Below are 25,079 nucleotides of genomic sequence, written 5' to 3'. Positions count from 1 at the left end.
GCTGCCCCCTACGGAAACACCCTCCGCACCGCCCGCACCCACGCGTTCGCCCCCAACTCCGGCCGTACGGCGGCCAGTCCCGCGCTGTACTTGGTGAACCCGGCAGGACGCACCCCGTACCCGTGCAGCATCCGGTCCGCCTCCGTCAGATGCCCCCGTGTCTTCGTCTCGACCAGCACCAGCGCACCGTCCGCGACGGCTCCCCCGCCCGTGGCCTCGTCCCGCACGACCAGCCCCGCGTCACAGGTCACCCGCTGCCCGTCGGCAACGAACGTGACGCGCCGGTAGTCCGTGCGCAAGGCGGGCACGAGGCCGTGCGGGGCGTCGAGCGTGCCGTACGACTCCTGGAGCACTTCGGCCAGGAACCGGCGCCGGGCCCCGTCCAGCGGGCGGTCGCCCCCGGACATCCGCTGCCGGTGCTTCACCGTCTCGCCCCGCCCACTCTTGAGCTTGACCTCGAACTGCCGCTCCCCGCTGTCCTCGTACACCCGCTCCCTGATCCGGAAGCGGCGCCGGCGTCCCTGCCGGTGGTCGTGGAACGTGCGCAGCTCAGGGGTGTCGTAGTACGTGGACCGGTACCGGAAGCAGCGCAGGCCGTCGATGTCGAGTACGCGGAAAACGGGGCAGCCGTCGCTCGGGCGGGGATCGGTGAGCCGGGCCGCGAAGTCCTCGAAGACCCGGACCGGCACGACGTAACTGTTGTCGTGGCGGGCCAGCAGCTCGGCGCGGGCGTTGAGTTCGGCCAGCGATACCGGGTGCGCGGCGGCCGCTGCTCGCTCGACGGCGAGCAGGGCCTTTGAGGGGGTACTCACCACGGGGCGGGCTCCCTCGTCGCGGGGCGCGGCCCGGGCACTGCGGACGGGTTCGACGCGCCCGGCGCGAGGGCCGTACGGGAGGCACGGACCGTACGCGGCGCTCCGGCGCTCCCCGGCTCCCGGTACCGCACCTCCACCACGGTCAGGTCCCGCACGTAGTCCACCTCGCGCACCGTCCAGCCGTACGGTTCCCCGAGCCGGCGCCGCAGTTCGGCGCGGAGGGCGTCCTCGTCCTCGTACACCGCGTCCAGCGTGACGACCGTGCGCCGCTCACGCGCGTACAGGCGTGGGTGGTCTGCCGCGTACAGAACGAGCAGCAGCACGCACGCGAGCCCGGCGGCCACGTCCAGTCCCAGCCCAGGGAGCCCGCACAGCAGGCCGAGGACCAGGGTCGTGAAGTAGTACGCCACCTCCTGGTGCCGTACCGAGTCGGACCGCAGCCGGACGATCGACAGGACGCCGAAGAGCCCGAACCCCAGCGCCAGCCCTCCGTTGTTCCCTACGCGGCCCAGTGCGGCGACGACCGCGAACAGGGCGACGTTGAGCGCGAGATAGGCGGGCACCAGTTCGCGCCGGCGGTGCCGTGGGTGGAAGACGCCGCACGTCAGCAATGTCACGGCGATGAGATCGAGCCCGAGATGGGCGGCCAACTCTCCGAAGTTTCCTGTGCTGTTCATGACGCGAACGCTAGGGAGGAGAGGGTTAAGCGGACCGCCGTCGACGGTTAAGGCCTCGCATTCGGCTCCGGTGTGGCCGCGGCGCTCGTCCGGCCGGTGAGCGGCAGCCTCAGTTCGAACAAGGCACCTCCGCCGGGGGCGTCGGTGACGGTCAGGGTGCCTCCGTGGCGTGTGGCGATGTCCTTGGCGATGGCGAGGCCCAGGCCGGCGCCGCCGTCGTCTCGGGCTCGGGAGTCGTCGAGGCGGACGAAGCGTTCGAAGATGCGGTCGCGGTCGGCGAGCGGTACGCCCGAGCCGTCGTCGGCGACCTGGAGGACCGCCTGGCCGGCGTCCGTGCGCAGGGTGACGGCGACGCGGTCGCGGGCGTGGCGGCGGGCGTTGTCCAGGAGGTTGCCGAGGACACGGCAGATCTGGTTGCGGGAGCCGCGTACCTCCACGGACTTGACGCTCTCGAGTGTCACTCCGTGCCGGGAGGACACCCCCTCCACCACGGCCTTCGCCAGGTCGAAGCGCGCGTCCGGCGGGGGCCGCTCCCCCGCGTCCAGTCGGGCGAGCAGCAGCAGGTCGGCGGCGAGGCTCTGCAGTCGTACGGTGTCCTCGACGGCCCCGTCCAGGTCCAGCAACTCCGGGTGTGCGGCGCCCACTTCGAGCTGGGTGCGCAGGGACGCGATGGGGCTCCGCAACTCGTGCGAGGCGTCGGCGACGAAGGCGCGCTGTCGCTCGACCGAGGTCTCCAGGGCGGCGAGGGTCTCGTTCGTCGTACGGGCCAGGCGGGCGATCTCGTCGTGGGTGTCCGGCTCGGGGACGCGCCGTGACAGGTCCTCGGAGGCCGTGATGGCGGCCATCTCGGCGCGGATGCCCTCGACCGGGCGCAGCGCCCGCCTGGTGACGACGTACGTCACCCCGCTGACCGTCAGCAGCAGCAGAGGCAGCCCTATGAGCATCGTCGTCAACGCGGTGTCGACGGCCTCCTCCTCGGTGGAGAGCGGGGCGCCCGCGTAGACGGTGAGCAGGACACCACCCGGTGTGATCACGTCGACCGCGGCGAACCGGTAGTCCGCCGTCTTCCCCTCGACGGTCGCGGTGCCCTCGCCGTACCAGGTCTCGTCGGTGATCTCCCCGGCGGAGAGCGTGTCGTTGTCCTCCGCCTCCCGGTCGCCCTCCGCCGCGTCGTCTGCGTCGTCGTTGGTCTCGGAGTTCAGCCGCTCCGAGGCGACGGCGGTCACGTTCATGGCCTCGACGTCCTCGCCGAACGCGACGGGCTTCTCGTTCCGGTCCAGGACCTCGACGGGGTTCTCGTCGCCGTCCGGCAGGTTCAGCTCGTCGTACGCGAAGCCGTTCGCCAGCGCCGAGGCGGCGTTGCGGGCCACGGAGTCGGCCTCGGCATCCGTCTTGTCGGTGAGGCTGAACCGCAGCGAGAGCAGTACCGCGGTGCCCGCGACGACCAGGGCTATGGCGACGACGACCGTCGCGGCGAGGGTGGCGCGGGCCCTCACGGAGGCGAGTCGGCGCTTCACGGGCGGGCCTCCAGTCTGGATCGCGATGGGCGCGGGTCGGGTGGGTGCATACATGCAGCTTGGCAAACCGAACCTGAAGCGGCCTTCAGGCCGCTTCAGGTTCGCTTCAGCCTCGATCGGCCAGATTGGTTCCCGCCGCAAGCAGACGAGACAGACGAGGCAAACAAGCCATCTGCAACCGGCAACACCACCCATTACTGGTTGCAACCAGTCACATCCCGGAGGAATCCCATGCAGCGCAACGTCGTAATCGCCACCATCGCGGCCGTCGCCCTGATCGGCGGCGGCACCGCGACCGCCCTCGCGGTCACGGGTGACGACGAGGCGCCGGCGAAGAAGACCGTGTCGGTGTCGAACGACGACAACGACCGCGGCGCCGCCGACGACACCGGCGACAAGGCCCAGGACGGGGCCGAGGACCAGGCCGCCCGCGACAAGGACGAGGACGCCGGGGACAAGGCCGAGAACGCCGCCGACGCGAAGGCCGGGCAGATCACCGCCGCCGACGCGATCAAGGCGGCGCTGAAGCACACGAACGGTACGGCGGTCTCGGCCGACCTGGACGACGAGGGCACGGCCCACGTGTGGGACGTCGACGTACTGACCAAGGGCGGCGCCTGGCACAGCATCCAGATCGACCCCGCCAAGGGCAAGGTCCTCGGCTCGCACACCGAGAAGGACGAGGACGGTGACGACGCCGCCGAAACGGCGCAGATCCGTGCCGCCCTGAAGGGCAGCTCCGTGACCGCCGCCGAGGCCGCCGAAGCCGCCGCCGCCAAGGGCACGGTGACCTCCGTCGGCCTCGACGAGGAGAGCAAGGACCAGGCCTGGGAGGTCGACACCACGGCCGCCGACGGCACCGGCAGCGACTGGCGCGTGAACCCCAACTCCGGCAAGGTCACCGCGGACCGCACGAACGACTGACCGAGGCCCACGAACCACCCCACAGGTAGGGGCACCCGAAACCCGGTGCCCCTACCGCCGCGTGCGGGTGTCAACGACCCTTGAGAAACTGTGAATTGTCTGTAAGGCCCGTTCAGGGAGGGGACAAAAGGGCATAGCGTGGCGGCGAGTTCGTACGGGGGAACGGGACGCCATGCCTGGACGTGTGGAGAGCCCGCTGGATCCGGCGGAAGGGCCGGTGCAGCGGTTCGCTTATGAGTTGCGCAAGCTGCGGCGGGAGGCCGGGGCGCCGACGTATCGGGACATGGCGCGCAAGGCGCCGTACGCCACGGCGACTCTGGCGCAGGCCGCCGCGGGGCGGAAGCTGCCCTCGCTGGCCGTCACCCTGGCCTACGTGGCCGCGTGCGGCGGCGATCGGCGGGAGTGGGAGCGGCGTTGGCGGGAAGCGGCGGCCCAGCGGGTGGAGTCGTACGCCGAGGACGACGGCGTTTCGCCGTATCCGGGGCTGCGGCGGTTCCAGCCGGAGGATCAGGAGCGGTTCTTCGGGCGGGAGCGGCTGACCGCGCAGCTCACGGAACTCACCTGGGCGCGTCGCCTCGTCGCCGTCGTCGGAGCCTCCGGGAGTGGGAAGTCCTCGTTGCTGCGGGCCGGGTTGATCCCGGCGTTGCGTGGCAGTACCTCGGCGGAGGAACGGCCGGCCGCGATCCGGATCTTCGCGCCCGGGCCCCGGCCCGCCCGTACGCATGGCCATCTGCTCACCGCGGACGGCTCGGGAACCGACACCGCCGACACCCCTGAAACCGCCGACACCGTCGTGGTCGTCGACCAGTTCGAAGAGGTCTTCACGCTGTGCCGCGACGCGGCCGAGCGGGCGGAGTTCGTCGAACTGCTGCTGGCCGCGCTGCGGCCCGAGCGGCGGTTGCGGGTCGTCATCGCCGTACGGGCGGACTTCTTCGGGCACTGTGCCGGGTACCCGGGGCTCGCCGAAGCGCTGCGAGCGGCCACCCTGCTGGTCGGGCCGATGACACCGCGGGAGTTGCGGGAGTCCGTGGTCAGACCGGCCGCGTCCGCGCATCTGACCGTGGAACGGGCCCTGACCGCGCGGATCGTCGAGGAGGTCAGCGGCGAGCCCGGCGCGCTGCCGCTCATGTCGCACGCACTGCTGGAGACGTGGCGCCGGCGCAGGAGCGGTCGGCTGGATCTGGAGGGGTACGAGGCCGCGGGCGGAGTGCGCGGCGCCGTCGCCCGTACGGCCGAAGAGGCCTATCAGCGGCTCCCGCCCCGGCAGGCCGAGCGCGCCCGCCGCATCCTGCTGCACCTGGTCACTCCCGACGAGGGGACGGAGGACACCCGGCGCACCGTCGACCGCGCGGAACTGGATACCGGAAACGACGACGGGGACACGGAAGCCGTACTCGAACTCCTCGTGCGAGCCCGGCTGTTGACCCTCGACGACGGCACCGTGGATGTCGCGCACGAGGCGCTGATCACCTCCTGGCCCCGGCTGCGCGGCTGGATCGAGGAGGACCGCGAGCGCCTCCTGATCCACCGGCGGCTGGCTGCCGCCGCCGCGGAGTGGGAGGCGCTCGGGCGCGACCCCGGCGCCCTGTACCGGGGCAGTCGCCTGGCCCTCGCCGAGGAGCACTTCGGGCAGGGCCGCGAGGGCGACCTCACCGAGCGGGAGGCCGCGTTCCTGACGGCGGGCCTCGCGGCGCGGGACGAGGAGCGGCGCGCGGTCCTGCGCCGGAGCCGCCGACTGCGCTCCCTGGCGATCGCCCTCGCGGTGCTGCTGGTCGCGGTGACGAGCATCGGCGTGCTGGCCCTCCAGCAGCGGCGGCAGGCCGTTACGTCCCGGCAGGACGCCGTCTCCCGTCAACTTGCCTCACAGGCACTGGAGTTGGCCGACTCCCAGCCGGGTACCGCCATGCTGCTGGCCACCGAGGCGTACCGTACGGCCCCGACCTCCGAGGCACGCGGCGCACTGCTCACCATGTCCACGCACCAGTCGTACCGGACCGACATCCCCGCGCACCCGGGTGCGGTGTCCGGTGTCGCCGTCGCCCCGGACGGCACCCTGGCCGCCGCGAGCGGTGACGAAGTGCGCCTCTGGGATCCCGACCGCGGCACCCGGCGGCCCCTCGCCAGGCTCACCGGTCACGACACCCCGCTGCGGGCCGTGGCGTTCAGTCCGGACGGGCGACTGCTGGCCACCGGCGGGAACGACGCGGACGTGGACCTCTGGGATGTGCGCCGGCGCACGAAGACGACGCTGCGCGGGCACAAGGGGCCCGTACGGAGCGTCGCGTTCAGCCCGGACGGCCGTACGGCGGCGAGCGCGGCCGACGACGGCACCGTACGGCTGTGGGACCTCGGGCGGCGGACGGCGCGGGAGACACTCACCGTTCCTGACGGCGGGGTGAACGCGGTGGCCGTCAGCCCGGACGGTCGTACGGTCGCGGCGGTGGGCGACGACGGGGTGGTGCGGTTGTGGTCGGCCGACGACGGTGAGCCGCTCGCCGCGATGAAGGGCCATACGGGGTCCGTCGACACGGTGGCGTTCAGCCCCGACGGGCGGCTGGTCGCCACGGCCGGGCAGGACCACACCGTCCGGCTGTGGGATGTGGCGGACCGTGAGCGTGAGGCCGAGTTGACCGGGCGTACCAAGCGGGTCAGGGCTCTCGCGTTCAGTCCCGACGGGCAGACGCTGGTCACCGCGGGCGACGACAGGACGGTCGTCCTCTGGGACATGGAGCGCCGGATCCGCAAGGCCGCCCTCACCGGGCACACCAGCAATGTGTACGGGCTCGCCTTCCACCCGCGCGGCACCGTACTGGCCTCGGGCGACGAGAGCGGGCGGGTCGTCCTGTGGGACCCCGCGCGCATCCCGCTGTCCGGGCACGACAACCAGCTGAACGATGTGGCGTTCAGCCCCGACGGCGCCTCGGTCGCCACGGCGGGCGACGACGGAACCCTGGTGCTGTGGGACGCCCGGCGCCGCACCCGCCAAGCCACGCTGGAACGGGGGAAGGGGCCGGTGCACGCCGTGGCGTTCAGCCCCGACGGCCGCACCGTAGCCGCGGCGACCGGCGATCCCGGGCGGGGGACCGAGGGCTCCACGCTCACGCTGTGGAAACCGGGCAGCCCTCCCGTACGGCTCACCGACGGCCATACCGGCCGGGTCATGGGCGTCGACTTCAGCCCGGACGGCCGCATGGTCGCGACCGTCGGATTCGACGGCCGGGTGCTGCTGTGGGATGCCCAACGCCGCTCCCAGGTGGCCAAGTTCGAAAGCAAAGCGCGCTGGAGCAACTCCGTGACCTTCAGCCCCGACGGCCGTCTCCTGGTCAGCACGCACTCCAGCGGGGCGATCGTGTGGGACGTGGCCCGGCGCACCCGCCTGGAGACGCTCCGCGGGCACCGGGGCTGGGTGACGGATGCCGCGTTCAGCCCCGACGGCCGCACCCTCGCCACCGCCGGGCGGGACCAGCGCGCGATCCTCTGGAACATGGCCGACCGCACGCGCAGGGCCACCCTCGACGGAAACACCGGCCCCGCCCTGGCCGTGGCCTTCGCCCCGGACGGCCGTACGCTCGCCACGGCCGGCGCCTACAACGCGGTCACCCTGTGGGACACCACCGACCGCGAGATCCTGGCCACGCTCTCCGGCCACACCGACCTGGTCACCGCACTCGCGTTCAGCCCCGACGGCCGCACCCTCGCCACCGCGGCCGACGACCACACGGCCCGCCTCTGGACCACCGACCCACACCGCGTGACAACGCAACTGTGCGCCACCCTCGACCAGAACCTCACCCGAGAGGAATGGCAGCGCTTCCTTCCCGGGCTGCCTTACCGCCGCATCTGCTGAGATCCGGGTGCCGCCGCGCCCTTCGGCGGACAAACGTGGTCAGGCCCAGCAACAGCACCACCGCTCCCGCAGTCGCCACCGACGCCGTGCACAGGCCGGGCGGGTGGAAGGAGCAGCGGAGTTGGTGCTCGGCGGCGTCCTCCGGCAGTGGGACCGCGATCAGGCCCAGGCGGCTCCGCGGGGTGCGCATCGGGCCGTCGTCGACCGCGCAGCGCCAGCCCGGCACACGCGCGGTGGCGATGACGGCCGTGCCCCTGGAACCGGGCGGGAGTGTGGCCCGTACGCTGTGGCCGCCCGCCGTGACGTGGGTGGCGCCCCGGGCTCGTAGGTCCGTGATCGCCCGCCTGAGTTCGGCGGGGTCCAGGCAGGCCAGGGGTGAGCGCGGCAGTTCGGTGTCCTGGAACACCGTGGCGATGGTGACCGTGACGCGGCCGTCCGCCGGGACGGTGCCGAGCGGCTTGGTGGCCACCGCCTTCTCGGGGCGCTCGCCCCACAGGCGTACGGACCTTCCGCCGGAGCCCGCGAGCAGGGCGTCGGTCCAGGAGCCGTCGACGTACAGGCGGCTGCCGGGGCGGCATCGGGCGGTGATCCGGTACGGGGCGCCCGCGACGGTCAGCCGGTACGGGCCTGTCGCGCGCCGCGGCTCCGGGCCGTGCGCACCGGCGAAGGAGATCCGCGGCAGCTCGTACACCTGGTGTCCCAGTGCCACCTGCTGGTAGGCGAACGGCGAGGAGTCGGGCGGGAGTTGGGGCGCTTCACGTGGGTGAACGGTCACCAGTGGTGGCGCGGGGAAGCGTTCGACGCGTACCGGTCCCGGGGTGTCGGTGTGCCGGATGCGGGCGCCGACGGAGAAGACCGCGTCGGCGACCGGGTTGTCCTGGGGGATCAAGTCCATCTTGCCGAGCAGGGCGGGCGGGTGCTGGAGGTCGGCGTCCATGAGGGCGATGTGGTCCCCGGTGGCCTCGCGCAGGCCGGCGAGCAGTCCGGCCTCCTTGCCGAAGTTCCGCGACAGGGACAGGTAGCGGACGCGAGGGTCACGGAAGGCGAAGGCACGTAGCAGGGACAGCGTGCCGTCGGTGGACCCGTCGTCGACGAACACCACCTCATACGGCTCACCGAGTTCGTCGAGCCGCGCGTGGAGTTCGTCGTTGAACGCCTCCAGCACCTGCTCCTCGTTGAAGCAGGGCACCACGACTGACAACATCCCGTGCTCCTTGCTTCCGGCCCGGAGGCAGGGGTGTCTCCGGGCCGGATGTTCAGTGGACGAGGTCCGTGCGGGGCGTCAGGTCTGGACGAGCCTGATCTCCTGCTCGTCGGTCGCGTGGAGGTACGGCCGGGGCAGGTTGAGCGGGCTGCCGTCGCCACGGAGTTCCATCCCCGTGGCCTCGACATGGGCCCGTCCGGGCGCCACGCGGCCCAGGGGCGCCCTGCCGGTGTTCATCCAGGCGTGCAGGCCTCCGTCGCAGATCGCGCGGGTGCCGCCGATGCTGTACCGCGCATAGCTGTTCTGCTGCGCGGCCAGCGACGAGCTCACGTACGCCCGGCCCGAGCTGTTGGTGCAGCGATAGGTGCCGGAGAGGGTGATGGTGCCGTCCGGTGCGATCCGGCCGATCTCGTCGACGGTCACCACCTCGGCGGCGGTGGGGGTCGTGGAGTAGTTCGGGTGCTGAGGTAATTGGGATTGTTGTCGGAGTTGTTGGTTGTTGGGGTAGTTGGGGTAATTGGGGTGAGTGTTGGGGTAGTTCGGGTTGGTGGGGTAGATGTAGGTGGGATCAGGGTCGGCCGGCTCTTCGAGAGCGATTGCGGACGGGGCGGCGAGCATCAGCAGCGCCGCACCGGCGGTCACGCCGACGATCTTGCGCAGGAACATGGGAGTACCTCCTTGGCTGGGATTCCCAGAGGTACCCGGCGCTCGTCGCGATGGCCGTGATCGTCACTTCTTCGGTGGCGAGTCCGTGTCGTCCGTTCCGGGGACGTCCGAAGCATGTCCGCGTGTTGTCACGCTTCACGGACAGCGGTTCCGCCGGGTTCCCGGCCGGGGCATGGTCTGTGTGTACGAGGCGGCGACCACGTCGCCTCGACCGCTCCCGTCGCACGTGGAGGTGCGCCATGTGTACTCACCGGCCTTCCTGCCCGTCGTCCGACCGCTCCGGCCGCGACACCGCACACATCGTCGCCGCCCACCCCGAGCAGGGCTGGTACCTGCTGTGCGACGGCGCCATCGCCTTCGACGACACGGGGGCGGTACTGCCTGACGGCAGCGTTGTGGGGCCTCACCGTGCGCCGGTGGAGCACCTGAGCATCGCGGCGTGAGCGCCGTGGCCTATGACAGGACCGCGACCCCGTCCAGTTCCACCAAAGCCTGTGTGTCCCAGAGGCGTACGACTCCGAGAACGGCCATCGCCGGATAGTCGGAGCCTGCCAACTTGCGCCAGATGCGGCCGAGTTCGGGGGCGTGGGTGCGGTACTCGGCCACGTCCGTGGTGTAGACGGTGACGCGGGCCAGGTCGGCGGGGGCGCCTCCTGCGGTGCGCAGTGCGGTCAGGAGGTTGGTCAGGGCGCGTTCGAACTGGTCGGGGAGTGTGGTGCCGACGACCTTGCCCTCGGTGTCCAGGGCGGTCTGGCCGGCGAGGTAGACGACGCGGGAGCCGGTGGCGGTGACGGCGTGGGAGAAGCCGGTGGGCGGGGAAAGTTCGGGTGGGTTGATGCGCTCGGTGGTCATGCGCGGTCCTCCTCCGCGTACGGGTCCCTGCTGGCCAGCTCCCTGTACAACTCCTTTGCGATGACCGTCCGTTGGACCTCGCTCGCCCCCTCGTAGATCCGTGGGGCGCGTACCTCGCGGTAGAGGTGTTCGAGGAGGTGGCCGCGGCGCAGGGCGCGTGCGCCGTGCAGTTGGACGGCCGCGTCGACCACGTACTGCGCCGTCTCGGTGGCGAGCAGCTTCGCCATCGCGGCGCGTTTCGGGACGTCGGGGGCGCCTTCGTCGTACGCCGCTGCCGCCGCGTAGACCATCAGGCGCGCCGCCTCCGTCCGCTGGGCCATCTCGGCCACTTGATGAGCGATCGTCTGGAGGTCGCTCAGCTTGCCGCCGAACGCGTCGCGTCCCGCGGTGTGCGCGAGGGTGGCGTCCAGCGCGGCCTGGGCCATCCCGACGGCGAAGGCGCCGACGCTCGGGCGGAACAGGTTGAGGGTGTTCATCGCGACGCGGAAGCCGCGGTCGGGTTCGCCGAGGATGTCGCCCGCGTTCACCGGTACGGCGTCGAAGGCGAGGCTGCCGATGGGGTGCGGGGAGAGCATGTCGAGGGGGGTGCCGGTGAGTCCGGGGCGGTCGGCGGGCACGAGGAAGGCGGTCACCCCGCGGGCGCCGGCGTCGGGCGTGGTGCGGGCGAAGACGGTGTAGAAGTCGGCTTCGGGCGCGTTGGAGATCCAGCACTTCTCGCCGGTGAGGCGCCACTGGTGAGCGCCGTCGGGTTCGGCCTGCGGCGAGGTGTCCGGTTCCGCCCGCAGAGCCAGCGCCGCCGCGTCCGAGCCCGCGCCCGGCTCGCTCAGGGCGAAGGCCGCCACCGCCGTGCCCTCGGCGACGCGTGGCAGCCAGCGGTCGCGCTGAGCCGGGGTTCCGTACGCGTGGACGGGGTGGGCGCCCAGGCCCTGGAGAGCCAGGGCTGTCTCCGCTTCCGTGCAGGTGTACGCGAGGGACTCGCGCATCAGGCACAGATCGAGGGCGCCGGAGGTGAACAGGCGTTTAAGAAGGCCTAGTTGGGCCAGTTCTGCGAGGAGCGGGCGGTTGACGTGGCCCGGTTCGCCCTTCTCGGCGAGGGGGCGCAGGACGTCGGCGGCGACGGCCCGTAGCTTCGCGCACCAGGCGGATTGTTCCGGATCGAGCGAGAATGCGGTCATTGCGCCGGTCCCTTCTCCCCCAGGGCCCGCCCGGCGGGTCATGCCGAACGCCCCCCAGTCGGGCCACTCCTCAAGGCTATCGCGGATCGTTGACTGTCGTCACCAACACGATACGCTCGATGCGCGAGCCCACCACGACACAGGGGGCGAACCGCCATGGAACACACGGACTCCAGGGACGCCATCGACACCGGACGGCCGACGACCTCGGCCCACGTCGACACGTTCGCCCGCGACCATCTCCCACCCCCCGGCCAGTGGCCCGAGCTCCGCTTCGACCTCCCAGGGCTTCATTACCCCGAACGGCTGAACTGCGCCGCCGAGCTCCTCGACCACGTCACCCCGGGCCGCCCCGTCTTCCGTACGCCGTCCGGCGACTCATGGACGTACGGCGATCTGCGCACCCGAGTGGACCGGATCGCGCACGTACTGACCTCCGAGCTCGGCGTGGTGCCCGGCAACCGTGTCCTGCTGCGCGGGCCCACCACGCCCTGGCTGGCCGCGTGCTGGCTGGCCGTCCTGAAGGCGGGCGCGGTCGCCGTCACCGTGCTCGCCCAGCAGCGCCCGCACGAGCTGGCCACCATGTGCGAGATCGCGCGGGTCGGGCACGCGCTGTGCGACATCCGCTCCGTGGACGACCTCGCGAAGGCGGAGATCCCCGGGCTGCGGATCACGACGTACGGCGGGGACGCCCCCGACGACCTGCTGCACCGAATACAGCGCCGGGTGAGCCCCGGAACCCCCGACGAGCCGTACCTCGCCGTGGACACCGCCGCCGACGACGTCGCCCTCATCGCGTTCACGTCCGGCACCACCGGCCGCCCCAAGGGCTGTATGCACTTCCACCGTGACGTCCTGGCGATAGCGGACACCTTCTCCGAGCACGTGCTGCGGCCGCACGCCGACGACGTCTTCGCCGGCAGTCCCCCGCTCGGCTTCACCTTCGGGCTCGGCGGCCTGGTCGTCTTCCCGATGCGCGCGGGCGCCAGCGCGCTGCTGCTCGAACAGGCGGGCCCCAAGCAGCTGCTGCCCGCGATCGCCGAGCACCGCGTGTCCGTACTGTTCACCGCGCCGACCGCGTACCGCGCGATGCTGGAGGAGCTGGACTCGTACGACATCTCCTCGCTCAGGCGCTGTGTGTCAGCGGGCGAGAACCTGCCCGCCGCCACCTGGCAGACCTGGCACCAGCGCACCGGACTGCGCCTCATCAACGGCATAGGCGCCACCGAGCTGCTGCACATCTTCATCTCCGCGGCCGACGACGACATTCGTCCGGGGGCCACGGGCGTTCCGGTACCGGGGTGGCACGCGCGCGTGCAGGACGAGAACGGCGAGCCCGTGCCCGACGGCGAGCCCGGACTGCTGGCCGTGCGCGGCCCGGTCGGCTGCCGTTATCTCGCCGACCCACGGCAGTCGGAGTACGTACGCGACGGCTGGAACATCACCAGCGACACATATGTCCGGGACGCCGACGGGTACTTCCGCTATGTCGCGCGCGCGGACGACATGATCATTTCCGCCGGGTACAACATCGCCGGCCCGGAGGTCGAGGACGCGCTGCTGCGTCACCCGGACGTGGTGGAGACGGCGGTCGTCGGGCTGCCCGACGAGATCCGGGGCCAGACCGTGGTGGCGTACGCGGTACTGCGGGCCGGTGCGCGCCGGGACCCCGAGGCGCTGCGCGCCTTCGTCAAGGCCGAGCTGGCGCCGTACAAATGCCCGCGCCGGATCGTCTTCATGGACGCGCTGCCGCGGACGGCGACGGGGAAGCTTCAGCGCTACCGATTGCGTACGGGCGTCAACCCGGGCCATACGGAAGACAGTTCCGGGGGCACGGAAAGCGATCTCCGGTCCACGCATGGTGACCTGGCATGATGCCGACGATCTAGAATGATCAACGTGTCCGAGCAGCACGCCCCCCGGTCCCTCATCGTCACCTTCTACGGCGCGTACGGCCGCCACGTCCCCGGTCCCGTACCGGTCGCCGAGCTGATCCGGCTGCTGGCCGCGGCCGGCGTGGACGCGCCGTCCGTACGGTCGTCCGTGTCCCGGCTCAAACGCCGCGGGCTGCTTCTGTCGGCGCGTACGGCGACGGGTGCGGCCGGGTACGAACTGTCACCGGACGCACGGCAGTTGCTCGAGGACGGCGATCGGCGGGTCTACGCGGCGGCGCCCCCCGAGGACGACGACTGGGTGCTCGCGGTGTTCTCCGTGCCGGAGTCCGAGCGACGGAAGCGGCATGTACTGCGCTCCCGGCTCGCGGGCCTCGGCTTCGGAACGGCCGCTCCCGGGGTGTGGTTGGCGCCGGCCCGCCTCTCCGAAGAGACCCGTCATACGTTGGAACGGCTGCGTCTCGACGCGTATGTGGAGCTGTTCCGCGGCGAGCACCTGGGCTTCGCGGCGACGGCCGAGGCGGTGGCGCGCTGGTGGGATTTGGCGTCGATCGCCAAGCAGCACGAGGAGTTTCTGGACCGCCACGCGCGCGTGCTGCACGCCTGGGAGGCGCGGCAGGACACCCCTCCCGAGGAGGCGTACCGGGACTATCTGCTCGCCCTCGACTCCTGGCGCCATCTCCCGTACGCCGATCCCGGACTGCCGCCCGCGCTGCTGCCGCCGGACTGGCCGGGGGCCCGCTCGGCGGCCGTCTTCCGCGCACTGCACGAGCGGCTGCGGGACGCGGGTGCCGCCTTTGCGGGAGTACCGGCCGGGCTGTCCGAAATCTGAACGAAACATGTGGCAGCGTGAGTTGCGTCACATTAACCTCAGCTCGGGCAACGCTCAGTCCGCTCCTAGCCTCTTCTCATATTTCTTACCTAGGCTTGCGACGCATGAGTCTGATGCGCAATCTCAACCGGGCGCTCACCGCCACCACCGGCCTCCAGGTGCACAGGGCGCCTACCGCCCCCGCCGTGCCGAAGCAGCCGAAGGCCGCTCCGGCGAAAACCGCCAAGCGGCCCACGCCGGTGTACCGACGCCCCACGGCCGAGGACCTGGAGACCGACCGACTGCTGCGGCAGCCGGTCTTCATCATGTCGCCCGTGCGCTCCGGCTCGACTCTCCTGCGGATGCTCCTGAACGCGCATTCGCGGCTGCACTCCCCGCACGAGACGCACATCCGCCGACTCGAGGTCGGCTACGGCAGCAAGCTGTCGCAGCGCGCCATGAGCGCCCTCGACCTGGAGCGCGGCGATCTGGAGCATCTGCTGTGGGACCGGGTGCTGCACCGCGAACTGGCCAAATCGGGCAAGGATTTCCTCGTCGAGAAGACGCCGAGCAACGCGTTCGTCTACCAGCGCATCCAGGACTGCTGGCCCGACGCCCGCTTCGTCTTCCTGTTCCGCCACCCGGTGTCCATCGCCAAGTCCTGGCACGAGGGCGACCCCGAGAAGCGCACCTACGACGAGGCGGCGGCCGACGCGCTGCGCTATATGAAGGCCGTGGAGAAGGCCCGTCAGGGCATCACCGGCGGCCACACCGTGCGCTACGAGGACATCACCGCCGATCCGGAGAAGGAGATGCGGAGCCTGTGCGGGTTCCTCGATGTGGACTTCGAGCCGTCGATGCTCGAGTACGGCAAGAAGGACGACTCGCAGGTGGTCAAGGGGCTCGGGGACTGGCGCGACAAGATCAAGTCCGGTCAGGTGCAGGCGGGACGTGCGCTGCCGAAGGACGACGAGGTTCCCGAGCTGCTGCGCCCCATGTGTACGTCCTGGGGTTATGTGTCATGAAGCCGCACGCCGAGGTTGACGAGGTCTGGCCGCGTGACGGTCGTATCCGCCTCGTGGGCCGCATCCACGGCCGGGCCGCGGACAGCGCCGACGGCTGGCGGCTGCTGCTCGTGCTGCGTGGGACCGACCATCGGCTGCGGTACGACGCGCGTGTGAAGGGTGACCGCTTCGAGAGCGAGCTGCCCATAGCCGACCTGGCCGGCCGTTCCGACCTTGCCGATCGTGACGCGGAAGCCGGCGGGGAGATCGAGGAGTGGGACATCCATCTCACCGACGGCGAGGCGGAGTTGCGCGTCGGGCGGCAGCTCGACGACATCCGCGGCAAGAAGAAGATCATGGTGTTCCCCGAGCAGCGGGTGAGCGGCCTGAGTGTCCGTCCGTACTACACGGTCAAGGACAACCTGTCGCTGGAATGCCGTCCGGAATCCCTTGCGGGAGAGGCGATATGAACGTCCGGAATCAGGCCCCCCGACTTACGGCGCACGAGGCCCCAAAGCGTCCGAAGGTCCGCTATCTGCTCTTGCACGCGTACGGCCGCGGCGGCACCATCCGCACGGTGATGAACCAGGCCAACTCCCTTGTGCGGGCGGGCTGGGACGTCGAGCTGGTGAGTGCGCTGCGCCGCCGCAAGGACATCCAGTTCCCGCTCGACCCCCGGGTGACGGTCTCCACCGTCGTCGACCTGCGGGAGGGCGCGTACACCCCGCCGCCCGGCGTCGCCGGTCGCTGGCACGACCGGCGCCGGGCCAGGCTGCTCGAACGGCCCGGGAAGCACATCCCCGCGGGCGAGTTCGGCTACCGGTACTTCAACCGGTACGTCGAGGAGCAGCTCATCGCGTACCTGTCCACGCTGCGGGACGGCGTCCTGGTGACCACGCGGCCCGCGCTCAACTTCCTGGCCGCGCAGCACGCGACGGGCGGCGTGGTCCGTGTCGCCCAGGAGCACATGAACCACGGCACGCACAAGCGTGATGTGCAACAGCGCATCCGGGAGACCTACCCGAGCTTCGACGCGGTCGCCGTCCTGACGGAGCCGGACCGCCAGGAGTACGAGCAACTGCTGCCCGGCACCAGGGTCGTACGCATACCCAATGCCGTGCACTCGCTCGACCAGGTCGCCTCCGACCATCACGCGAAGATCGCCGTGGCGGCCGGGCGGCTGTTCCCGCAGAAGGGCTTCGACATGCTCATCGAGGCATGGTCGAAGCTCGTCGAGACGTACCCCGACTGGCAGTTGAGGATCTACGGCAGCGGCGAGAAGAAGGCCGAGCTGCGGGCCCTCATCGAGGAGCACCACCTCTACAACCATGTGTTCCTGATGGGCCACACCGACCGGCTGGACGACGAACTCGCCAAGGCCTCGTTCTACGTGCTCAGTTCACGCTTCGAGGGCCTGCCGATGGTGATGATCGAGGCGATGAGCCACGCGCTGCCCGTGGTGAGCTTCGACTGCCCGACCGGGCCCTCCGATGTGCTCACGCACGGAGTGGACGGGCTGCTGGTTCCGCCGGAGGACCCGGACGCGCTCGCCCAGGCCATGGCCAAGCTGATGGCCGACGAGTCGCTGCGTTCGGAAATGGGTGTCGCGGCCGTGCTGACGGCCGCCTCGTACGGCCCGGACGCCGTACACCCGCGCTGGGAAGCCCTGTTCACCGAACTACACGAACAACGGCTCGGCACCGCCGGCGCCGCGAAAGGACTGCGCGTATGACCCACACGGCAAAGGCTCAGGGAGCCACGATCTGGCTCACCGGGCTGCCGAGCGCGGGCAAGACCACGATCGCCCGCATTCTCGCCGGCCGGCTGCGGTCCGAGAACCACCGCGTGGAGGTGCTCGACGGCGACGAGATCCGCCGCTTCCTCTCCGCCGGCCTCGGCTTCTCCCGAGAGGACCGCAACACGAACGTGCAGCGCATCGGCCTGGTCGCCGAAGTCCTCGCCCGCAACGGCGTGCTGGCGGTGGTGCCGGTCATCGCGCCGTACGCCGACAGCCGCGAGGCCGTGCGCAAGCGGCACGAGGTGAGCGGCACGCCATACATCGAGGTGCATGTCGCCACTCCGGTCGAGGTGTGCGCCGAGCGGGACGTCAAGGGGCTGTACGCCCGTCAGGCCGCGGGTCAGCTGACCGGGCTCACCGGCGTCGACGACCCGTACGAGCCGCCGCTGGACCCGGCCATCGCGCTGAAGACCCAGGGGGAGACGCCCGAGGAGTCGGCGGACGCGGTGTACGCGGTGCTGGCGGAGAGGGGGCTCGTATGACCTCCGTGAGCGCCGAGCGTGCGTACACGCTCTCCCATCTGGACGCTCTGGAGTCGGAGGGTGTGCACATCTTCCGTGAGGTGGCGGGTGAGTTCGAGCGGCCGGTGATTCTTTTCTCCGGCGGCAAGGACTCGATCGTCATGCTGCATCTGGCGCTGAAGGCGTTCGCTCCGGCGGCGGTTCCCTTCTCGCTGCTGCATGTGGACACTGGGCACAACTTCCCCGAGGTCATCGAGTACCGGGACCGGGTGGTGGCCGAGCACGGGCTGCGGCTGCATGTGGCCTCCGTGCAGGACTACATCGACGCGGGCAAGCTGCGGGAGCGGCCGGACGGCACGCGCAATCCGCTGCAGACCGTGCCGCTGACGGAGAAGATCCAGACCGAGCGGTTCGACGCGGTGTTCGGCGGCGGGCGCCGGGACGAGGAGAAGGCACGGGCCAAGGAGCGGGTGTTCTCGTTGCGCGACGAGTTCTCCCAGTGGGACCCGCGCCGGCAGCGGCCCGAACTGTGGAACCTGTACAACGGCCGCCACGCACCCGGCGAGCACGTCCGCGTCTTCCCGCTCAGCAACTGGACCGAGCTGGACGTCTGGCAGTACATCGCCCGAGAGAAGATCGAACTCCCGCAGATCTACTTCGCGCACCAGCGCGAGGTCTTCCAGCGGAACGGCATGTGGCTGACCGCCGGTGACTGGGGCGGTCCTCGCGAGGACGAGAAGGTCGAGAAGCGGCAGGTCCGTTACCGCACGGTGGGCGACATGTCCTGTACGGGTGCGGTGGATTCGGACGCGGTGACCCTGACGGACGTCATCGCGGAGATCGCCGCCTCCCGGCTCACGGAGCGGGGCGCGACGCGAGCGGACGACAAGTTGTCCGAGGCCGCGATGGAAGACCGTAAACGCGAGGGGTACTTCTAGCCGTGACCAGCACCATCGATCCTTTGGCCGGCCTCACCGATCCGGTGGCCGGGACCGCCATCGACACGCTGCGGTTCGCGACCGCCGGGTCGGTCGACGACGGCAAGTCCACGCTCGTCGGCCGGCTGCTGCACGATTCCAAGTCCGTTCTCGCGGACCAGCTGGAGGCGGTGGAGCGCTACTCCCAGAGCCGGGGGCAGCAGGCGCCCGACCTGGCCCTCCTCACGGACGGGCTGCGGGCCGAGCGCGAGCAGGGCATCACCATCGACGTGGCGTACCGCTACTTCGCCACGCCCCGCCGCCGGTTCATCCTCGCCGACACCCCCGGCCATGTGCAGTACACCCGCAACATGGTCACCGGCGCCTCCACCGCCGAGCTGGCGATCATCCTGGTCGACGCGCGCAACGGCGTCGTCGAGCAGACCCGTCGGCACGCAGCGGTCGCGGCGCTGCTCCGGGTGCCGCACATCGTCCTCGCCGTCAACAAGATGGATCTCGTCGGCTACGAGGAGAAGGAGTTCGACCGGATCGTCGCGGACTTCGCGGGCCACGCCGACGAGTTGGGCCTTCCCGGCTTCACACCGATCCCGGTGTCGGCCCTGGTCGGCGACAACGTGGTGGACCGTTCGGCGCGCATGGGCTGGTACGCGGGCCCGGCGCTCCTGGAACACCTCGAGACGGTGCCGGTCGGCGGCGACGTGACGCGCGAACCGGCCCGCTTCCCCGTCCAGTACGTGATCCGTCACGACGAAGTCCGTTACTACGCGGGCCAGTTGGCGTCCGGCTCACTGCGCGTCGGCGACCGCGTGACGGTCCATCCCTCCGGCGAGACGTCCACGATCACGGGCCTCGACGTGCTCGGCGAGGACGCGGCCGTCGCGTACGCCCCGCAGTCGCTGACCGTGCGCCTGGCCGACCAACTCGACGTGTCGCGCGGCGACATGCTCACCGCGGGGCCGGATGCGCCCGCGCTGAGGCAGGATGTCTCGGCGAACGTCTGCCATCTCGCCGACCGGCCGTTGCGGGTGGGTGACCGGGTACTGGTCCGGCACACGACGCGAACGGTGAAGGCGATCGTGAAGGACCTGGGCGGGGCGGCAGAGCTGGCCGCGAACGATTTGGGTCACATCAGACTGCGTACGGCGGAGCCGCTGGCGCTGGACGACTATGCGGTTTCGCGCCGGACGGGGGCTTTTCTGCTGGTGGACCCGGAGGATGGGGCGACGCTGACGGCGGGGATGGTCGAGCTCGGGTAGGGCGCCCTGCTGACGCAGGTGCAGGGTAGGCGCCCTTTAGGGGCGCGGGGCTGTATCAATGTGCGGACCAGCCACAACGAATCCGCACTCGCCAACGAATTCGAACCCCGCTCGGAGGGCGCCCGCTGGGGAGTCGTCCTCAACTCCCCAGCGTGAGCCGCTGCTTCGGCGAATCCGTGCGCCCCGTCTGCGGGCGCCGACTGCCCGCCCTGTACGGGGCAGGCCAGCTGACGCCGGGCCCCGTGTACCCCTGCTCCGCCGCCGCGTGCAGCGTCCAGTGCGGGTCGTACAAGTGGGGGCGGGCCAGCGCACACAGATCCGTACGCCCCGCCAGAATCAGTGAATTGACGTCATCCCAGGACGAGATGGCGCCCACCGCGATCACCGGAATCCCCGTCTCGTTACGGATCCGGTCGGCGTACGGCGTCTGGTAGGAGCGCCCGTACTCCGGCTGCTCCTCCGCCACGACCTGGCCCGTAGAGACGTCGATCGCGTCAGCGCCGTGCGCGGCAAAGGCGCGGGCAACGGCGACGGCATCATCCGCCGTGGTGCCGCCGTCGGCCCAGTCGGTGGCCGAGATGCGTACGGTCATCGGGCGCTCCTCGGGCCACACGGCGCGCACGGCGTCGAAGACCTCCAGCGGGAAGCGCAAACGGTTCTCCAGAGATCCGCCGTAGGCGTCCGTACGCCGGTTGGTCAGCGGAGAGAGGAAGCCGGAGAGCAAGTAGCCGTGCGCGCAATGGAGTTCGAGCAGGTCGAATCCGCAGCGGGCGGCACGCTGAGCGGCGGACGTGAACTGCTCGCGCAGGTCGTCCAGTTGAGCCGAGGTCAGCTCGCCCGGCGTCTGGTTCTCCGGCTTGTACGGAAGCGGGGACGCGGCCACGAGCGGCCAGTTGCCCTCCTCCAGTGGCTCGTCGATGCCCTCCCACATCAGCTTGGTGGAACCCTTACGGCCTGAGTGCCCGAGCTGTACGCCGATCGCCGCACCCGGCGCCTGCGCGTGCACGAACTCGGTGATCCGCCGCCAGAAATCGGCCTGTTGGCCGGTGTAGAGGCCGGCGCAGCCCGGCGTGATCCGCGCCTCCGGGCTCACGCACACCATCTCCGTCATCACCAGCCCGGCGCCGCCGAGCGCCCGCGCGCCCAGGTGGACGAGGTGGAAGTCGCCGGGAACGCCGTCCACGGCCGAGTACATGTCCATCGGCGAGACGACGACCCGGTTGCGCAGGGTCAGTCCGCGCAGCCGGAACGGCGTGAACATCGGCGGCGTCCCCGGCGGGCAGCCGAACTCGCGCTCCACGCTCTCGGTGAAGCGGGCGTCGCGCAGCCGGAGGTTGTCGTGCGTGACCCGGCGGCTGCGGGTGAGCAGGTTGAACGCGAACTGCCGGGCGGGCTGGTCGAGATAGAGCCCCAGGTTCTCGAACCACTCCAGGCTGGCGCGCGCCGCCCGCTGCGTGGAGGCGACGACGGGGCGCCGTTCCGCCTCGTACGCGCTCAACGCGGCGCCCAGCGAAGGCTGTTCCTCCAGGCAGGCGGCGAGGGCGAGCGCGTCCTCGACGGCGAGCTTCGTACCGGAGCCGATGGAGAAGTGCGCGGTGTGTGCGGCGTCGCCGAGCAGGACCACGTTCCGGTGGGACCAGCACTCGTTGACGACGGTGCGGAACGCCGTCCACGCCGACTTGTTGGACCTGAGCGCCCGTCCGCCGAGCGCGTCCGCGAAGATCTTGACGCACCGTTCGACTGACTCCCGCACATCCGACTCCGCGAACCCGGCCGCCTCCCACACCTCCTCGCGCATCTCGACGATGACGGTCGAGGCGTCAGCCGCATACGGGTATCCGTGCAGCTGCATCACCCCGTGCTCGGTCTCCGCGATCTCGAAGCGGAACGCCTCGAACGGGAAGTCGGCGGCGAGCCAGATGTAGCGGCAGCGGTGCGTGGTCACTCGCGGCCGGAACACCTCCGCGTACGCCTCACGCGTGGCGCTGTGCACTCCGTCCGCCGCGACCACGAGGTCGTACGACTCCGAAAGCCGCGCCGCGTCCGGCGCCTGCGCATGGAAGCGCAGCTCGACACCGAGCGAACGGCACCGCTCGTGCAGGATCTCGAGCAGCCTGCGCCGCCCGAGCGCCGCGAAGCCATGACCTCCGGAGGTGTGGCGGATGTTGCGGTGGACGACGTCGATGTCGTCCCAGCGCACGAACTCCTCCCGCAGCGCCTCATACACGACGGGGTCGGCGTGCTGGATGCCGCCGAGGGTCTCGTCGGAGAGGACGACGCCGAAGCCGAACGTGTCGTCGGGGGCGTTGCGTTCCCAGACGGTGATTTCGCGGGCGGGGTCGAGGCGCTTGAGGAGGGCGGCGGCGTAGAGGCCGCCCGGGCCTCCGCCCACGACTGCGACCCGGAGGTGCTCTCTCGGTGGCGGGGCCACCGTCACCGCCCCCGCCACTTCGGGGGCCGCTTCTCGGTGAACGCCGCGTGGAACTCGGCGTAGTCCTCGCCGTTCATCAGCAGGGCCTGGGTCGAGGCGTCCAGTTCCACCGAGGCGGCCAGTGGCATGTCCAGTTCGGCCGTGAGGAGGGCCTTCGTCTGGGCATACGCGAGGGCCGGGCCCTCAGCGAGGTGGTGGGCCAGGGCCTGGGCGGCCTCGTCGGCGTGGCCTTCCTCCGTGAGCTTGCTGATGAGGCCGATGCGCTCGGCTTCGGGTGCGCGTACCGGTTCGCCCAGCATCAGCAGGCGGGTCGCGTGGCCGAGGCCGACGACGCGGGGCAGCAGATAGGCGGCGCCCATGTCGCCGCCCGACAGGCCGACGCGGGTGAAGAGGAAGGCGAAGCGGGCGCTCGGGTCGGCCACCCGGAAGTCCGCGGCCAGGGCGAGGACCGCGCCCGCGCCGGCCGCGACTCCGTGCACGGCCGCGATCACGGGGAAGGGGCATTCCCGTACGGCCCGGACGACCTGCCCGGTCATCCGGTTGAAGTCGAGCAACTGGGACGTGTCCATGGACAGCGTGGCCCCGATGATCTCGTCGACGTCACCGCCGGAGCAGAAGCCGCGGCCCTCTCCGGCCAGCACCAGGGCCCGTACCGACTTCTCGCGGGACAGCTCGGCGAGCAGGTCGCGCAGATCGGCGTAGGCGCCGAAGGTGAGGGCGTTCAGCTTCTCGGGGCGGGCCAGGGTGACGGTGGCGACCCCGTCGACGTACTCGCAGCGCAGATGCTGCCAGTCGGGCGTGCGGGTCGCAGAGCCGGTGAAGGGACTCATGAGGTGCGGCCTCCTAGGGCAGGGGCGGCAATCCACGCACTAGCGCTACCCATGAATCTATCACTCATCTTTGACTGTCGTCATGAGTGCGCAATAAGACCGGACGGTCGGAGTGACCCGGGTGACAGTATGCGCACTTCGACACGTGAACCGACATGAAGTTCGATACGTGAGTTTTGATACGCCACAAGACGAGCCCTCGACACAACAGTCACGGAGTCACGGGTGCGCGACAGCGCCGTAACAGCGGGACTTCCGGCGCCAGCCGGCCCGTTGACCTGGGTGCAGCCCGAAAGCAGACCGAACGTCCAGAAAGGCACCCGCCGGGCGTTACCGCCCGACACCGCAGTACTATTCATTCTGTTGAAAGCAGGACTTCCTGCTCCATGAACGGACCCGCCTTGCACGAGCCCTCAGCCCCAGCCTCCTGGCGCGTTGCGCTGCCGCACTCCGCCGCGGCCGTGCCCGTTGCCCGCGCACTGGTCCGTACCGCACTGGCCGAGATCGAGCACACCGCCGACTGCGACACGGCCGAGCTGCTCACCGCCGAGCTGGTGGCCAACGCCGTGGAGCACACCCAGGGGGACACCCCCATAGAGCTGGTCGTGCAGTTGTTGCCGACCGGCTGCCAGGTCGAGGTGCACGATCCCGACCCGGCCCCGCCCGGCAGTCTCACCCGCCCCGGCCCGGACCATCCGGACCCCTGGCAGGAGCACGGCCGCGGCCTGCTGCTGATCCGCGCCCTCAGCTCGTCCTGCGGACACCGGCCCACGGAGTCCGGCAAGGCGGTCTGGTTCCGGCTGCCGGTGGTGCCGCAGCAGCGCGGACCCGCGGAGTAGACGCCGGCGAACCCTTCCGCGTGAGGCTCAGGCGAGTGTCGCCACCAGAACCGCCTTGATCGTGTGCAGCCGGTTCTCCGCCTCGTCGAAGACGACCGAATGCGCCGACTCGAAGACCTCATCGGTGACCTCGAGCGAGTCCAGGCCATGCCGCTCGTGGATCTCGCGCCCGACCTTCGTCCCCAGGTCGTGGAAGGCGGGCAGGCAGTGCAGGAACTTGACGTCCGCGTTGCCGGTGGCGCGCAGCACGTCCATCGTCACGGCGTACGGACCGAGGGCGGCGATCCGCTCGTCCCAGACCTCCTTGGGCTCCCCCATGGACACCCAGACGTCGGTGGCGACGAAGTCGACGTCCGCGACGCCCTCGGCGACGGTCTCGGTGAAGGTGATGCGGGCGCCGCTTGTCTCACTGATCTTCTGGGCTTCGGCGATGACGTCCTTGGCGGGCCAGTAGGCCTGGGGGGCCACGATGCGGACGTCCATCCCGAGGAGCGCGCCGGTGATCAGGTACGAGTTGCCCATGTTGAAGCGGGCGTCGCCCAGGTACGCGAAGGCGATCTGATCCAGCGGCCGGTCCGTGTGCTCGGTCATCGTGAGCACGTCGGCGAGCATCTGCGTGGGGTGCCAGGCATCGGTGAGGCCGTTGTAGACGGGCACACCGGCGTACGCGGCCAGCTCCTCGACGTTCGCCTGGCTGTCCCCGCGGTACTGGATCCCGTCGTACATCCGGCCGAGCACCCGCGCGGTGTCCTTCACGGACTCCTTGTGGCCTATCTGTGAGCCGGACGGATCGAGATATGTGGTCGACGCCCCCTGGTCCGCGGCCGCCACCTCGAACGCGCAGCGGGTACGCGTCGAGGTCTTCTCGAAGATCAGCGCGATGTTCTTCCCCCGCAGGTACTGGGTCTCGGTCCCGGCCTTCTTGGCAGCCTTCAGCTCAGCGGCAAGCTCGATCAGACCGCGGAGCTCCTCCGCCGTGAAGTCCAGCTCCTTCAGAAAATGGCGGCCGGCGAGGGCGGTCGGGACTGTCGCCATGGGGCGCTCCAGACATGCGGGGATACGGACACTTGGAAGTCTATACGAGGCTTCGCATTTCTATACGGAATCCCGCTGCACCGGACAGCTCATACAGCGCGGCCCGC

At 70.7% G+C, this 25,079-nt stretch carries 22 protein-coding genes; 12 read left to right on the top strand and 10 right to left on the bottom strand.

The window, feature by feature from the left end; genetic code table 11:
* Nucleotides 1-8 precede the first annotated feature (8 nt).
* Genes G6048_RS12580 through G6048_RS12570 form a run of 3 tightly spaced genes read right to left on the bottom strand, consistent with a single transcriptional unit; the run spans nt 9 to nt 3,009 of the window.
* A complete protein-coding gene (locus G6048_RS12580) occupies nt 9-812 on the bottom strand; it encodes a VTC domain-containing protein (RefSeq protein WP_165339588.1) in 804 nt (267 codons plus the stop codon).
* Nucleotides 809-1,492 (bottom strand): DUF4956 domain-containing protein, encoded by a 684-nt coding sequence (locus tag G6048_RS12575; protein ID WP_165339587.1) that lies wholly within the window; start codon nt 1,490-1,492, stop codon nt 809-811. The genes G6048_RS12580 and G6048_RS12575 overlap by 4 nt, the downstream gene beginning before the upstream one ends.
* Before the next feature lie 47 nt (nt 1,493-1,539).
* Nucleotides 1,540-3,009 (bottom strand): sensor histidine kinase, encoded by a 1,470-nt coding sequence (locus G6048_RS12570; protein WP_165339586.1) that lies wholly within the window; start codon nt 3,007-3,009, stop codon nt 1,540-1,542.
* A 231-nt stretch (nt 3,010-3,240) separates the two neighbouring features.
* On the opposite strand from G6048_RS12570, the gene G6048_RS12565 reads away from it, so the two are divergent.
* Both G6048_RS12565 and G6048_RS12560 read left to right on the top strand, forming a co-directional pair.
* The gene (locus G6048_RS12565; RefSeq protein ID WP_165339585.1) at nt 3,241-3,933 is read left to right on the top strand and encodes a PepSY domain-containing protein; all 693 of its coding nucleotides are present in this window, start codon (nt 3,241-3,243) and stop codon (nt 3,931-3,933) included.
* A 172-nt stretch (nt 3,934-4,105) separates the two neighbouring features.
* Nucleotides 4,106-7,780, top strand: a complete 3,675-nt coding sequence (locus G6048_RS12560; protein WP_165339584.1) for a WD40 repeat domain-containing protein — start codon at nt 4,106-4,108, stop codon at nt 7,778-7,780.
* Here the strand turns inward: G6048_RS12560 and G6048_RS12555 are convergent.
* Nucleotides 7,722-8,984, bottom strand: a complete 1,263-nt coding sequence (locus G6048_RS12555; RefSeq protein WP_165339583.1) for a glycosyltransferase family 2 protein — start codon at nt 8,982-8,984, stop codon at nt 7,722-7,724. The two genes, G6048_RS12560 and G6048_RS12555, sit on opposite strands and share 59 nt — an antisense overlap.
* A gap of 78 nt (nt 8,985-9,062) precedes the next feature.
* Nucleotides 9,063-9,650 carry a DUF6299 family protein gene (locus G6048_RS12550; protein WP_165339582.1) on the bottom strand — a complete coding sequence of 196 codons (588 nt, stop codon included), beginning with the start codon at nt 9,648-9,650 and terminating at the stop codon, nt 9,063-9,065.
* A 239-nt stretch (nt 9,651-9,889) separates the two neighbouring features.
* Between G6048_RS12550 and G6048_RS12545 the strand changes: the two genes are divergently transcribed.
* Nucleotides 9,890-10,093: a DUF5999 family protein gene (locus G6048_RS12545; protein WP_165339581.1), complete on the top strand. Its 204-nt coding sequence runs from the start codon at nt 9,890-9,892 to the stop codon at nt 10,091-10,093.
* Between the two features lie 10 nt (nt 10,094-10,103).
* Here the strand turns inward: G6048_RS12545 and G6048_RS12540 are convergent, their stop codons facing one another.
* On the bottom strand, nt 10,104-10,502 hold the full coding sequence (locus tag G6048_RS12540; protein WP_165339580.1) for a RidA family protein: 399 nt from the start codon (nt 10,500-10,502) through the stop codon (nt 10,104-10,106).
* Nucleotides 10,499-11,677 carry an acyl-CoA dehydrogenase family protein gene (locus tag G6048_RS12535; protein ID WP_165339579.1) on the bottom strand — a complete coding sequence of 393 codons (1,179 nt, stop codon included), beginning with the start codon at nt 11,675-11,677 and terminating at the stop codon, nt 10,499-10,501. The genes G6048_RS12540 and G6048_RS12535 overlap by 4 nt, the downstream gene beginning before the upstream one ends.
* Nucleotides 11,678-11,833: 156 nt before the next feature.
* On the opposite strand from G6048_RS12535, the gene G6048_RS12530 reads away from it, so the two are divergent.
* The 8 genes from G6048_RS12530 to G6048_RS12495 all read left to right on the top strand — a co-directional run bounded on the left by G6048_RS12530 (nt 11,834) and on the right by G6048_RS12495 (nt 19,837).
* Nucleotides 11,834-13,552 carry an AMP-binding protein gene (locus G6048_RS12530; RefSeq protein WP_165339578.1) on the top strand — a complete coding sequence of 573 codons (1,719 nt, stop codon included), beginning with the start codon at nt 11,834-11,836 and terminating at the stop codon, nt 13,550-13,552.
* Between the two features lie 15 nt (nt 13,553-13,567).
* The gene (locus G6048_RS12525; RefSeq protein WP_165339577.1) at nt 13,568-14,401 is read left to right on the top strand and encodes a PaaX family transcriptional regulator; all 834 of its coding nucleotides are present in this window, start codon (nt 13,568-13,570) and stop codon (nt 14,399-14,401) included.
* Nucleotides 14,402-14,505: 104 nt separating this feature from the next.
* Nucleotides 14,506-15,405, top strand: a complete 900-nt coding sequence (locus tag G6048_RS12520; protein ID WP_165339576.1) for a sulfotransferase family protein — start codon at nt 14,506-14,508, stop codon at nt 15,403-15,405.
* Nucleotides 15,402-15,854: a hypothetical protein gene (locus G6048_RS12515; protein WP_165339575.1), complete on the top strand. Its 453-nt coding sequence runs from the start codon at nt 15,402-15,404 to the stop codon at nt 15,852-15,854. The genes G6048_RS12520 and G6048_RS12515 overlap by 4 nt, the downstream gene beginning before the upstream one ends.
* On the top strand, nt 15,851-17,116 hold the full coding sequence (locus G6048_RS12510; RefSeq protein WP_165339574.1) for a glycosyltransferase family 4 protein: 1,266 nt from the start codon (nt 15,851-15,853) through the stop codon (nt 17,114-17,116). Before G6048_RS12515 ends, G6048_RS12510 begins: the two co-directional genes overlap by 4 nt.
* Nucleotides 17,113-17,664, top strand: coding sequence for an adenylyl-sulfate kinase (cysC, locus tag G6048_RS12505; protein ID WP_165339573.1), 552 nt, complete (start codon nt 17,113-17,115; stop codon nt 17,662-17,664). The genes G6048_RS12510 and cysC overlap by 4 nt, the downstream gene beginning before the upstream one ends.
* On the top strand, nt 17,661-18,581 hold the full coding sequence (gene cysD / locus G6048_RS12500; RefSeq protein ID WP_165339572.1) for a sulfate adenylyltransferase subunit CysD: 921 nt from the start codon (nt 17,661-17,663) through the stop codon (nt 18,579-18,581). Before cysC ends, cysD begins: the two co-directional genes overlap by 4 nt.
* A 2-nt stretch (nt 18,582-18,583) precedes the next feature.
* On the top strand, nt 18,584-19,837 hold the full coding sequence (locus tag G6048_RS12495; RefSeq protein WP_408056132.1) for a sulfate adenylyltransferase subunit 1: 1,254 nt from the start codon (nt 18,584-18,586) through the stop codon (nt 19,835-19,837).
* 139 nt (nt 19,838-19,976) lie between these two features.
* Here the strand turns inward: G6048_RS12495 and G6048_RS12490 are convergent, their stop codons facing one another.
* Nucleotides 19,977-22,286, bottom strand: a complete 2,310-nt coding sequence (locus G6048_RS12490; protein WP_165339571.1) for a bifunctional salicylyl-CoA 5-hydroxylase/oxidoreductase — start codon at nt 22,284-22,286, stop codon at nt 19,977-19,979.
* Nucleotides 22,271-23,098: an enoyl-CoA hydratase family protein gene (locus G6048_RS12485; RefSeq protein WP_165339570.1), complete on the bottom strand. Its 828-nt coding sequence runs from the start codon at nt 23,096-23,098 to the stop codon at nt 22,271-22,273. Before G6048_RS12485 ends, G6048_RS12490 begins: the two co-directional genes overlap by 16 nt.
* 386 nt (nt 23,099-23,484) lie before the next feature.
* On the opposite strand from G6048_RS12485, the gene G6048_RS12480 reads away from it, so the two are divergent.
* Nucleotides 23,485-23,937, top strand: coding sequence for an ATP-binding protein (locus G6048_RS12480; RefSeq protein WP_165339569.1), 453 nt, complete (start codon nt 23,485-23,487; stop codon nt 23,935-23,937).
* Between the two features lie 27 nt (nt 23,938-23,964).
* Here the strand turns inward: G6048_RS12480 and argF are convergent, their stop codons facing one another.
* Nucleotides 23,965-24,972, bottom strand: a complete 1,008-nt coding sequence (gene argF, locus G6048_RS12475; RefSeq protein ID WP_165339568.1) for an ornithine carbamoyltransferase — start codon at nt 24,970-24,972, stop codon at nt 23,965-23,967.
* Nucleotides 24,973-25,079 lie beyond the last annotated feature (107 nt).

It is taken from the genome of Streptomyces ureilyticus, assembly GCF_011045025.1.
Lineage (GTDB): Bacteria > Actinomycetota > Actinomycetes > Streptomycetales > Streptomycetaceae > Streptomyces > Streptomyces ureilyticus.
This window is presented reverse-complemented; position numbering and strand designations above follow the sequence as displayed.

Coding starts and splice junctions, on each gene's coding strand:
- G6048_RS12575 (WP_165339587.1), bottom strand. CDS start 1,492: ATGAACAGCACAGGAAACTTCGGAGAGTTGGCCGCCCATCTCGGGCTC.
- G6048_RS12565 (WP_165339585.1), top strand. CDS start 3,241: ATGCAGCGCAACGTCGTAATCGCCACCATCGCGGCCGTCGCCCTGATC.
- argF (WP_165339568.1), bottom strand. CDS start 24,972: ATGGCGACAGTCCCGACCGCCCTCGCCGGCCGCCATTTTCTGAAGGAG.
- G6048_RS12545 (WP_165339581.1), top strand. CDS start 9,890: ATGTGTACTCACCGGCCTTCCTGCCCGTCGTCCGACCGCTCCGGCCGC.
- G6048_RS12550 (WP_165339582.1), bottom strand. CDS start 9,650: ATGTTCCTGCGCAAGATCGTCGGCGTGACCGCCGGTGCGGCGCTGCTG.
- G6048_RS12540 (WP_165339580.1), bottom strand. CDS start 10,502: ATGACCACCGAGCGCATCAACCCACCCGAACTTTCCCCGCCCACCGGC.
- G6048_RS12480 (WP_165339569.1), top strand. CDS start 23,485: ATGAACGGACCCGCCTTGCACGAGCCCTCAGCCCCAGCCTCCTGGCGC.
- G6048_RS12510 (WP_165339574.1), top strand. CDS start 15,851: ATGAACGTCCGGAATCAGGCCCCCCGACTTACGGCGCACGAGGCCCCA.
- G6048_RS12560 (WP_165339584.1), top strand. CDS start 4,106: ATGCCTGGACGTGTGGAGAGCCCGCTGGATCCGGCGGAAGGGCCGGTG.
- G6048_RS12525 (WP_165339577.1), top strand. CDS start 13,568: ATGATCAACGTGTCCGAGCAGCACGCCCCCCGGTCCCTCATCGTCACC.
- cysD (WP_165339572.1), top strand. CDS start 17,661: ATGACCTCCGTGAGCGCCGAGCGTGCGTACACGCTCTCCCATCTGGAC.
- cysC (WP_165339573.1), top strand. CDS start 17,113: ATGACCCACACGGCAAAGGCTCAGGGAGCCACGATCTGGCTCACCGGG.
- G6048_RS12535 (WP_165339579.1), bottom strand. CDS start 11,677: ATGACCGCATTCTCGCTCGATCCGGAACAATCCGCCTGGTGCGCGAAG.
- G6048_RS12485 (WP_165339570.1), bottom strand. CDS start 23,098: ATGAGTCCCTTCACCGGCTCTGCGACCCGCACGCCCGACTGGCAGCAT.
- G6048_RS12515 (WP_165339575.1), top strand. CDS start 15,402: ATGAAGCCGCACGCCGAGGTTGACGAGGTCTGGCCGCGTGACGGTCGT.
- G6048_RS12555 (WP_165339583.1), bottom strand. CDS start 8,984: ATGTTGTCAGTCGTGGTGCCCTGCTTCAACGAGGAGCAGGTGCTGGAG.
- G6048_RS12530 (WP_165339578.1), top strand. CDS start 11,834: ATGGAACACACGGACTCCAGGGACGCCATCGACACCGGACGGCCGACG.
- G6048_RS12520 (WP_165339576.1), top strand. CDS start 14,506: ATGAGTCTGATGCGCAATCTCAACCGGGCGCTCACCGCCACCACCGGC.